Source organism: Nocardia transvalensis NBRC 15921, assembly GCF_000308875.1.
Lineage (GTDB): Bacteria > Actinomycetota > Actinomycetes > Mycobacteriales > Mycobacteriaceae > Nocardia > Nocardia transvalensis.
Genome location: NZ_BAGL01000005.1, coordinates 1 through 10477, shown reverse-complemented (window position 1 = coordinate 10477; position 10477 = coordinate 1). Strand labels below are relative to the sequence as shown.

Below are 10477 nucleotides of genomic sequence, written 5' to 3'. Positions count from 1 at the left end.
CCGGCTGCTGATGCTCGGCACCCTGCTCGAGGGCCACGCCGATCACGTCATGGACGCCGTCGGCCCGGCCGTGATCCCGTCGGTGGTCCAGATCCGGCACGCCTTCGACCAGCGTCGCCGCCGCCCCGCGAACCCGTTGCAGCGGCTGCTGCGCGCCCTGCTCGGCGTCGACGCCAAGGTGGCGCAGTACGTGCGCGGCAAGGCCTTCGTCGACGAGGTGGTCGGCACGGTCGGCATGGAACGCTTCAACACCGTGTGGACCGACGGCGACACCCTGCCCCGCACCGACGAGATCGGCGACCCCCAGCGCTGGATCACCCGGGTGCTCGGCTGAGATGAACTCGCCGGGACCCGACGCGGCGGGACGGCGGCGCGCCTTCCTCCCCGAAACCCCGGCGGCGCTGGACGTCCGGCACGCGGTGCGGGACTGGCTCCGGCGCTACGCGCCGACCGGCGTGGTCGCGGTGGCCCTGTCCGGGGGCGCGGATTCGCTGGCGCTGACCGCGGCGGCCGTCGCCGAGGCCGAGGTGGTCGATGCCCTGATCGTGGACCACGGGCTCCAGGAGGGGTCCGCGCGGGTGGCCGACGAGGCCGCCGCCGTGGCGACGACGCTGGGGTGCCGTGCGGTCCGTGTCCTGCCCGTGGCGGTCGGTACAGACGGCGGCCCCGAGGCGGCGGCGCGGCAGGCCCGCTACGCCGCGCTGGAGGGCGCGCGCGGGCGATCGCCGGTGCTGCTCGGCCACACCCTGGACGATCAGGCCGAGACGGTTCTGCTGGGTCTGGCCCGCGGCTCCGGCGCGCGCTCGATCCAAGGCATGGCCGACTACGCCGCGCCGTGGGGCCGCCCGCTGCTGGGCGTGCGGCGGGCCACGACCCGGCGGCTGTGCGCCGATCTCGGCCTCCGGCCGCACGAGGATCCGCACAACCGATCGCCCGACTTCACCCGCGTGCGGCTGCGCACCGAGGCGCTGCCGTTGCTGGAGGACGTACTCGGCGGCGGGGTGGCCGCCGCGCTCGCCCGCACCGCCGAGCAGCTGCGCGAGGACGGCGTCGTCCTCGACACGCTTGCCGACCAGTTGCTGGAAGCGGCGGACGAGGGCGGGTCGCTGTCGGCCGAGACCCTCGCCACCGCACCGGGGGCCGTCCGCCGCCGCGCGATCCGTTCCTGGTTGCTGGCACATGGCGCAAAAGCCTTGACGGACAAGCATTTACGAGCAGTCGACGCGCTGGTTACGGATTGGCGCGGCCAGGGCGGCGTGGCGCTCGGCGGCGGAAAGCCGGGGACCCGGTTGGTTGCCACGCGCGAACGTGGGAAGCTGTGCCTGGCGTTTGCACGATACTGATCCCGGTGACGCCGGCGCCGGCGATCGGACTTTCAGTGAAGGGAAACCAGCGCACGTGTATGGGGACGACATCGCGTCGGTGCTGATCACCGAGGAACAGATCGAGGCCAAGGTCGAGGAATTGGCCGAGTTGATCGCCAAGCGTTATCCCCCCGACGCGCCCGAGGGCGACCTGCTGCTGGTGGGCGTGCTCAAGGGTGCGATCTTCTTCATGACCGACCTGGCCCAGGCGTTGCAGATTCCCACGCAGATGGAGTTCATGGCGGTCTCGTCCTACGGGTCGTCCACCTCGTCCTCGGGCGTGGTGCGCATCCTCAAGGACCTCGACAAGGACATCGCGGGCCGCAATGTGCTGATCGTGGAGGACATCATCGACTCCGGGCTCACGCTGTCCTGGCTCAAGCGCAACCTGTCCAGCCGCAACCCCGCCTCGCTCGAGGTGGTGACGCTGCTGCGCAAGCCCGACGCGCTGCGCACCCACGTCGATGTCGCGCACGTCGGCTTCGACATCCCCAACGAGTTCGTCGTCGGCTACGGCCTGGATTACGCCGAGCGCTATCGCGATCTGCCGTATATCGGCACCCTCGCCCCGAAGGTCTACAGCGAGTGATCGGGTGCAGACAGCTGAAATTGTGACCAATGTCACTGTTTGGAGATGTTCCCAGTTCATCCCGGGCGGAAGGTTGTTGCTGGCCCGCGTGGCTTGTTGACGACGCGGTGTCGCTCTTGTGACATGGGCGAATCGTGGTGACCGTTACTGCTGGTCGGGTGTCTTTATTGCCGCGAAAATAGGTTGAATATTGGATTATCTGGTCGTTCGCGGAGGCGGTTGTGCACGCGTTTTGCCCAACCAATATGCTGTCAGTAACAAACCTCGTGGCTGTTTCTACGCCCCATTTCAAACTTTGGGGTCTGAACCGGCTGGATTTCCAAGACCGATTCTGATAGCAAGGGGCTATGGACCCGCATTTGCGCGACTTGCGGTACTTCGTTGCCGTCGCTGAGGAACTGCACTTCACGAACGCCGCTCAGCGGCTCCACATCGCTCAACCCACCCTCTCGCGGCAGATCCGCCAGCTCGAGCGTCAGCTCGATGTGGTCCTGTTCGACCGGAACCAGCGCAGCGTCGCCCTGACCGTGGCGGGTAAGGAATTGCTCGAGGGTGCGCGCAAGATCCTCGAACTGTGGGAGGTCACCAACGTCGCCCTGCAGGAGGCGGGCGAGGTGCTGCGCGTGGGAATTCAGAGTTCGATCGGCCGCGGGCTGATCGCCGATCTGGAGAGTGCCAGCGGGCACCGGCTCGCACTGCACTCGGCGTCCTGGACCGACCCGTCCAGCGGGCTGTCCGGGCGGCAGGCCGATCTGGCGCTGATGTGGCTGCCGGTCCCGGATGCCGGGCGCTATCGCTGGGCGGTGCTACGCACCGAACCGCGCTGGGTCCTGCTACCCGAGAACCATCCACTGGCCGAGCGAGAGGCCATCGAATTCACCGATCTGGCCGACGAGCCGTTCATCGCGATGCCGCCCGAGGCCGGCGCCGCCCGCGACTTCTGGCTCGGCAACGATGCCCGCGGCGGGCGCCAGCCGAAGATCGGCGGCGAGGCCGCCACGGCCGAGGAGCGGCTCGAGGCCGTCAGCCTGGGCCTGGGCGTCTGCCTGCTGGCCGAGAACAATGTGCCGATGTACCGGTGGCCCGGACTGTCCGCGCGACCGGTGACCGGCCTGCCGCCGTGCGAGCTGGCCGTGGCCTGGCGCGCCGACGACGATCGACCGACGATCCTGGACTTCGCCAATCGCGTCATCGCCGGCGGATTCGCGACTCCGGAGCAGGCTCAGGTCTGAGCCGCGTCCACGCTCCGCGGTCCCTCGGCGACCCGGCGCCACGGGCGCGCCGCCTCGAGCTGCGCGGCCAGCCGCAGCAGCGTCGACTCGCTGCCGGGCGGCCCGGCCAACTGGGCGGCCAGCGGGGTGCCGGTGCGGGGATGGATGCCCATCGGCACGCTCAGGGCGGGCCAGCCCACCAGATTCCACAGCGGCGTGAAGGGTGCGAAACGCGCACTGGCCCAGACGTTCGCGAGCCAGCCGCGGCGGTGCCAGTTCGCCGCGCGCGGCGGGGGACCGGCGAGCGTCGGGGTGATCACGACATCGTGATCGTCGAAGAAGTCCAGCAGCCGGGACTCGATGCGGTCGATCTGCCCCGGGCGCACCAGACCGCAGCGCAACACCGCACGGCCCAGGGCGAGCTGCCGCCGGGTGCGCGGCTGCAACCGGTCCGGATGGGCGAGGGCGGCGGCCTCGCGCACGGGATTGCTCACCCAGCGCAGCGCCAGGGCCGTGCGGACCCCGCCGTAGGGCAGGGTCGCCGGGGTCACCGTATGACCCGCTCCCGCGGCCGTCTCCGCCGCCGCGCGGGCCGCGGCCGTCCACTGGCGGTCCACCCGCAGCGGCGACAGCGAGCCGACCGCCAGGCCGACGCGCAGCTGCGCCGGCGGGTCCAGGTCGGCCAGCGCGGGCCGGTCCGCCAGCACCGACAGCACCAGCGCGGCGTCGGCGACGGTCGTCGCCAGCACGCCGTTCTCGGTCATCCCGCCCCACGAGTCGAGACCGATCTCGGCGGGCACCACGCCGCGACCGGGTTTGATGCCGACCACCCCGCAGCAGGCGGCCGGGATGCGGACCGAGCCCAGGCCGTCGTTGCCGTGCGCGACCGGTACCAGGCCCGCACCCACCGCGGCGCCCGAACCGCCGGAGGACCCGCCCGCGCTGTAGCGAATGTTCCAGGGAGAACGGGTGATTCGCTCCGGGGTATCCGTCACGCCCCAGAGACCGAATTCGGGCATCTCGGTCAGCCCGACGACCACCGCGCCTGCCGCGCGCAGCCGCCGCACCACGGGATGGTCGGAGGTCGCGGGCTCCTCGCCGCCGGCGTGCGAACCGGCCCGGGTCACCTCGCCGGTGACATCGATGTTGTTCTTGACCGCGATCGGGACACCGGCCAGCGGCAGCATCTCGAGATCCGCGCGTTCGGCCAGCGCCGCGGCCTCGGCCCGGGCCCGCTCGTCCCGAACAAGACTGAAAGCATTGACTTTCGGATTTCCGGCGTGGATGCGATCGAGCGCGATCTCGAGAATTTGTTCGGGCCGTGCGGTACCGTCACGGACCGCCGCCGCGATGGCGGTGGCCGTCGTCTCCGCCGCAATGCTTGCGCCCACCGGTGCCTCCTGCGTGGCTCCGGCGCCTGCCGTCGGTGTCTGCTGGGAGGTATCCGCTGGTGAGATGCCGTCCGCTAGCGCGGTGCCCTCGTTGTGCATGCTGCTTGCCCCCGTCGCGTCGTGGTCGAAATGGGGTGGTTGCGTGGTGATCCGCAAATTATCATTTCGGGCAACGGCTCGGGGGATGATGGTTCTCGGGTGTGGCGGATTCTATCCGTCCCACCGCCGACCGACCAGTGCGGACTCCGGCCCGCGGCTGACTCGGCCGGCCCGGTTCGGATGGGTGCGGATATGAGTTCTGGTTCCGATTCCAGTGGCGTCGGGCGTCCAACGGCCGGAATCGAATTCGGCGCGGTGACCGCCTTCGCCGGAGCGTGGGAGTCCGGCACCCGGCCGCCGGAGATCGCCGACTACCTCCCCGACGCGCGGACGCTGCGGCTGGACGCGCTGATCGAGTTGATCCGCGTCGATATGCGGTACCGGTGGTTGTCCCGTTCGCCCGGTTCGGTGGACGGTGTGTCGACGGCGGGCAAGCGCCTGCGCGAGTACTGCTCCGAATTCCCGGAACTGGCCCCGGACGCGATCCCGGCGAGCCTGGTCTACGAGGAGTTCGTCATCCGCCGCCACAGCGGGGAGCGCGTGGACCCGCGCGACTGCCTGCGCGAATATCCGGAGCAGGCGGTGCAGCTGCGCGAGCTGCTCAATGCCGACGACGACGATCACAGCACCCGGCGGTCGCCCGCCGACCTCGGCGCGACCGTGCAATCGCCCGATCCCTCGGGCACCTGGACGGGCGAGGCGACCCGCACCACGGCCGGCTTCTCGGACCGCTCCGGCGGGTCCGCGGACCGGGTCGATATCCTCGCCGGCATCGAGATCGGGCAGCACGTCGATGATTTCGAGCTGCTGACCGCGCTGGGCAGCGGGGCCTTCGCGCGGGTGTTCCTGGCCCGTCAGCGCAGCCTGCAGCGGCTGGTCGCCGTCAAGGTGTCGGCGGACCGCGGCACCGAGCCGCAGACCCTGGCCCAGCTGGACCACGACTACATCGTGCGGGTCTTCGATCAGCGGCTACTGGAGGAATTCGATCCGGGTGCGGGCGACGACCCCCGGGCGCGCCGGCTGCGGCTGCTGTACATGCAGTTCCTGCCCGGCGGCACCCTGCTCGGGGTGCTGCGCTGGGTCCGGGCGACCCCGCCGCGGCAGCGCAGCGGGCAGTTGCTGCTGGACGCGGTCGACGCGGCGATGGAGGAGAAGGGCGAGATCCGGCCCACCGACTCCAGCGTGCGCGCCGAACTCGCGGCGCTGTCGTGGCCGGAGACGGTGGCCTGGCTGGGCCGGCGCCTGGCCGAGGCGCTGGCCTACGCCGATGCCCACGGCGTCCTGCACCGCGATGTGAAACCGGCCAATGTGCTGCTCACCGCGGAGGCGGCGCCCAAACTCGCCGATTTCAACATCAGCTTCAGCCGCACCCTGGCCGGGGCCAGTCCCGTCGCCTATTTCGGCGGCTCGCTGTCGTACATGTCGCCGGAACAGCTCGAGGCGTGCCATCCCGGCTATCACCGGTCGGCCGTCGATCTCGACACCCGCTCCGACATCTACTCGCTCGGCGTCGTGCTGTGGGAACTGCTCACCGGCGCAAAGCCTTTCGACGACATCACGGCGGGTGAGAACGGTGACGCCACCACCCTCGCCGAGATGTTGCAGCGGCGGCGCTCCGGGGTCGACCCCGCAGCGCTGGACCAGCTGCCGCCCGACTGCCCCGCGGCCCTGCGCCGGATCCTGCTGACCTGCCTGTCGCCCGAGCGGGACACGCGCTGGCAGGGCGGGGAGGAGCTGGCGCAGCAGTTGCAGCTGTGCCTGGACGAGCGGGCCCGCGATCTGGTCGATCCGCCGCCCGGCAGCTGGCGGTTGCGGCTGCGGTCGTGGCGGGCGCCGGTGGCGGTGCTGGCCATCGGGATCCCGAACGCGGCCGCGGCGCTGTACAACATCGCGCACAACCAGTCGCTGATCGTCGACCGGCTCAACGAGTCGTCGCAGCACACCTTCACGCTCGTGACGGCGATCGTGAACGCGGTGTTCTTCCCGGCGGGAAGCGCGGTGCTGGTGTACATGTCGCGCCGCCTGATCAGCGTGCCTCGGGGGTTGGCCAAGGGTTGCGAGTACGACCCGCGCGAACTCGCGCGCACTCGCGCGGACGCGCTGTTACTGGGCGATCGTGCCGTCGTGGTCGCCTTCTCGCTGTGGACGCTCGCGGCGATCACGTTCCCGATCGCGCTACAGCTGGCCACGGGCGACGTCGGTATGCGCGCGGTGGTGCATTTCCTGTCCTCGCTGCTGGTGTGCGGGGCCATCGCGGTGGCGTATCCGTTCTTCCTCGTGAACTTCTACATGGTGCGGTGCCTTTATCCGATGTTCCTGCGGCACGGCGACGTCAGCGCCGGCGACGCCCGCCGACTACGCCTGCTCGGCCGACGGGCCACGCGGTATCTCGCGGTGGCGGCGTCGGTGCCGCTGCTGGCGGTGGCCGGGGTGACCTTCCTGCCGCCGGAGGACATCCCGCGCGTCGTGGTGGCGGTCCGGGTGCTGTGTGTGGGTGCGATCATCGCCTTCGTGGTGTCGTATGTGCTGTTCCGTGCGCTGGAGGCCGATCTGCGCGCGCTGGAGCGGGTGGTGGATCCCGCTGCCGCGCAGCGCATTCCCGATGTAGAGGCACGGACGTGACCGAGGCGGCGGATACGGCCGTTGCCCGGTTCGCCGCCGACTGGCAGGCCGCGCTGGGCGAGGTGCGCTCCGATCCGCCGGCCCTGGCGCGCTACGTCCCCGAGGGCAGCGTCATGCGGCTGGCGGTACTCGCCGATCTGGTGCGCGTGGACCTGCGCCAGCGCTGGCGCCGCACCGAGCACGGCAAGCGAATGTCGGAGTACGGCAAGGAGTTTCCCGAACTGGCCGCGAGCCCGCAGTTCCTGGATCTGGTGTACGAGGAGTTCACCCTCCGGCAGCGGTACCGGCGGACCAGCGTCGCGGACTTCGTCGACGAGTACCCCGAGCTGGCAGCGGAACTCACGCTGAGGATCGATACCCGCGACGCGGACCAGGAGGAGGGCGGGGAAGCGGGACCGCCCGGGCCCGTCGACGTGGTCCCGGGCCGCCGGTTGGACGACTTCGACCTCATCACGCCGCTGGGCGGCACCGAGCACGCGAAGGTGTTCCTGGCCCGGCAGTATTCGATGCAGCGGCTGGTGGCGGTGCGGATCGAGACGGCGGGTACGCACGATCCGCGGACCGTGGCGCAGCTCGACCACCCGTATATCGTGCGCGTATTCGATCAGCGGGTGGTCGACGACGTCTCGGGCGGGCCGCTGCGGTTGCAGTACATGCAGTACCTGCCCGGCGGCAGCGCGGCCGATCTGCTGCGGCTGCGCCGGACCACCGCCGCGCCCGACGGCGGGTTGCTGCTGCGTTCGGTGGACGCGGTGATGGAGGCGCGCGGCGAGATCCGCCCGACCGATTCCAGCGCGCGCGCCGAGATCGCGGCGCTGTCGTGGCCGGAGACGGTGGCGTGGGTCGGGCGCCGGCTGGCCGCGGCGCTGGACTATGCCGCCTTTCGGGGTGTGGCCCATCGCGACATCAAACCCGCCAATGTGCTGTTCACCGCGGAGGGCGTGCCGAAGCTGGCCGATTTCGGCGCGGAACCGCTCTCGGAAGATCCTGCGGCGCAGGCGGAGTCGATACGGTATCGGGCTCCCGAGGAACTGGCCGCGCTGGCGGCCCGGCCCGGTGCGACGCCGGACGCCCGCGCCGACGTCTACGCCTTGGGTGTGCTGCTGTGGGAAATGCTCACCGGGGCAAGTCCTTTCGGTGACGAGACGGAGTCGGATCCCGGGGCAGCGCTCGCGATCCGGCAGCGGGCCGACGCCGTCGATGTCACAACATTGCCGCCGGATACGCCCGCCACCCTGCGCCGGACACTGTTGCGCTGCCTGGATCCGGATCCGCGGCGGCGCTGGCCCTCCGGCGCGGAGCTGGCCGGGCAGCTCGAGCTGTGCCTGGACGCCCGCGCCCGCGACCTCGTGGATCCGCCGCCGACCAGCCTGCGCTACCGGGTCCGCGGCTGGTCGGCGCTCATCGTGATCGCCTGCGTGGGCCTGCCCAACCTGTTCGCCAGCCTCTACAACATCCGGCTCAACGACATCCTGATCATCCAGCGGCTGTCGGAGACGGACCAGCACAAGTTCGCCACGGTGGTCCTGATCAACAACCTGATCGCCTTCCCGCTCGCGGCGGTGCTGATGATGCTGCTGACCCGGCGCGCGGCGGTGGTGTCCCGCCGGGTGCGCCGCCGTCCGGTATCCGCCGATGCCGCACCGGATTTCGAGGAGCTGGCGGTCGCCCGCAGGCAGTTGCTGTCGGCCGGGGACCGGCTGGTGTGGGTGCCGTTCGGGACGTGGCTGCTGGCCGGAATCGTGTGGCCCCTGGCCGTGATGGCCACCGGCGTCGAGCTGCCCGCGCGAAATCTGGTGCAGTTCTACACCGCTCAGGTGGTCTGTGCCTCGATCGCGCTGGCCTACCCGTTCTTCCTGGTCACGGTGTACGGCGTCCGATCGCTGTATCCGCAGCTGCTGGTCGCCGGTGGAATGGGCCCGGAGGACGGCCGGCAGCTGTGGCGCCTGGCCCGGCGCGCCAACTTCTACCTGGCCGCCGCGGCGGCGGTGCCGCTGCTCGGCGCCGCCGGAGCCACCCTGGTTCCCGCCGACCAGCTGTGGCTGGTGATACCGCCGGTGCGGATTCTCAGTGTGGGTGGAATCCTGGCGTTCGTGCTGACCTATGGGCTGTTCCGGCTGCTGGAGCGGGATCTGCGCGCGCTGACCCGGGTGATCCCGCGGAGCGCGCGGTGACGGCGCCGTTCGCGCGGATCGTGAACCTCTCGCATGTGCACGATCCGGGGGTGACGCCGCTGTATCCGGGTGATCCGGAGTTCGCCGCCGAGACCGTGGCGACGATCGAGGAGGACGGGTACTTCCTGCGATATATCCGGCAGGGCGAGCACACCGGGACGCATTGGGGCGCGCCGATTCACTTCGATCCCGAGGGGCTCGCGGCCGATGAGCTGGAGTCGGAGGATCTGTTGCTGCCCGCTGTGCGGATCGATGTGCGTGAGAAGTGTGCGGGGAACAGGGATTACGCGATCTCGGTCGAGGATCTGCGGGAATGGGAACAGCGGTGCGGGCGGATTCCAGGCGGTGCCGCTGTGGTGGCGTGGACCGGGTGGGACGCGCTGTGGGGGACGCCGGAATTTCTCGGGGTGGGTGAGTTCGAGGGCCGCCAGCCGGGATTCGCGCCGGAGGCCGTGCGCTGGCTGCTCGAGACCGGGCGGCTGGGCCGCCGGGGCGCGCTGGGGATCGATACCTTCGGGCCCGATCTCGGCGCCGACGAGTCGTACACGGTGTCCAAGCTGCTGTATCGCGAGCACCGGATCAGCCTCGAATGTCTCGGGAATCTCGCCGCCCTGCCGGAGACGGGAGCCTGGGTGCTGGCGGGCGGTGCGATCCATCGCGGCGGGTCCGGATCGCCCGCGGGCGTGTACGCGCTGATCCCGGACTGATCGTGCTCGGCGCGTCGGGTGCGCGCGGGTAGGGTCGGGCGGGTGGTCGGCGATGGCGAGATCTCGGTCGAGGACCTCGCGGCACGGGTCCGGGATCGGGCCGGTGCGCGAGTCGGGCGATACGTGCTCGGAATAGCCGGGCCGCCCGGTGCGGGAAAGTCCACCCTCGCCACGGCGCTGCGCGACACGGTGAACGCCGCGGCCGGGGCGCCGGTCGCCGAGGTCGCGCCGATGGACGGCTTCCACCTGACCAATGCCGAGCTGCGGGTGGCGGGCGCGCTGGCCCGCAAGGGGGAGCCGGACACCTTCGATGTCGCCGG

Annotated in this window: 9 protein-coding genes; 8 read left to right on the top strand and 1 reads right to left on the bottom strand. The window is 70.8% G+C overall.

The genetic code is table 11. From position 1 onward, the window contains the following. The 4 genes from ON41_RS03370 to ON41_RS03355 form a co-directional block, all read left to right on the top strand. Window positions 1–334 (top strand): zinc-dependent metalloprotease (locus tag ON41_RS03370; protein WP_174411286.1); only part of this gene is annotated, 334 nt, incomplete at its 5' end. Between the two features lies 1 nt (window position 335). Then, complete coding sequence (gene tilS, locus ON41_RS03365) at window positions 336–1343, top strand: tRNA lysidine(34) synthetase TilS (protein ID WP_051160918.1); 1008 nt, start codon at window positions 336–338, stop codon at window positions 1341–1343. Window positions 1344–1398: 55 nt separating this feature from the next. Continuing rightward, window positions 1399–1953: a hypoxanthine phosphoribosyltransferase gene (gene hpt / locus ON41_RS03360; RefSeq protein WP_040745032.1), complete on the top strand. Its 555-nt coding sequence runs from the start codon at window positions 1399–1401 to the stop codon at window positions 1951–1953. A 347-nt stretch (window positions 1954–2300) separates the two neighbouring features. After that, on the top strand, window positions 2301–3185 hold the full coding sequence (locus ON41_RS03355) for a LysR family transcriptional regulator (RefSeq protein WP_040745030.1): 885 nt from the start codon (window positions 2301–2303) through the stop codon (window positions 3183–3185). On the opposite strand, the gene ON41_RS03350 is transcribed toward ON41_RS03355, so the two are convergent. Beyond that, entirely contained in the window at window positions 3176–4555 is a 1380-nt protein-coding gene (locus tag ON41_RS03350; RefSeq protein ID WP_246829440.1) for an amidase, read from the bottom strand. The genes ON41_RS03355 and ON41_RS03350 overlap by 10 nt on opposite strands. A 291-nt stretch (window positions 4556–4846) precedes the next feature. On the opposite strand from ON41_RS03350, the gene ON41_RS03345 reads away from it, so the two are divergent. From ON41_RS03345 to ON41_RS03330, 4 genes are all read left to right on the top strand, one after another. Next, a complete protein-coding gene (locus ON41_RS03345) occupies window positions 4847–7276 on the top strand; it encodes a serine/threonine-protein kinase (RefSeq protein WP_051160917.1) in 2430 nt (809 codons plus the stop codon). Then, the gene (locus ON41_RS42460; RefSeq protein WP_051160916.1) at window positions 7273–9450 is read left to right on the top strand and encodes a serine/threonine-protein kinase; all 2178 of its coding nucleotides are present in this window, start codon (window positions 7273–7275) and stop codon (window positions 9448–9450) included. Before ON41_RS03345 ends, ON41_RS42460 begins: the two co-directional genes overlap by 4 nt. Beyond that, window positions 9447–10157 carry a cyclase family protein gene (locus ON41_RS03335; protein ID WP_040745029.1) on the top strand — a complete coding sequence of 237 codons (711 nt, stop codon included), beginning with the start codon at window positions 9447–9449 and terminating at the stop codon, window positions 10155–10157. Before ON41_RS42460 ends, ON41_RS03335 begins: the two co-directional genes overlap by 4 nt. Before the next feature lie 42 nt (window positions 10158–10199). Beyond that, window positions 10200–10477 (top strand): fructose transporter (locus tag ON41_RS03330; protein ID WP_040745028.1); only part of this gene is annotated, 278 nt, incomplete at its 3' end.

Bases quoted from the DNA above. Each gene is read 5' to 3' on its own strand.
- tilS (WP_051160918.1), top strand. From the start codon at position 336: ATGAACTCGCCGGGACCCGACGCGGCGGGACGGCGGCGCGCCTTCCTC.
- ON41_RS03345 (WP_051160917.1), top strand. From the start codon at position 4,847: ATGAGTTCTGGTTCCGATTCCAGTGGCGTCGGGCGTCCAACGGCCGGA.
- ON41_RS03355 (WP_040745030.1), top strand. From the start codon at position 2,301: ATGGACCCGCATTTGCGCGACTTGCGGTACTTCGTTGCCGTCGCTGAG.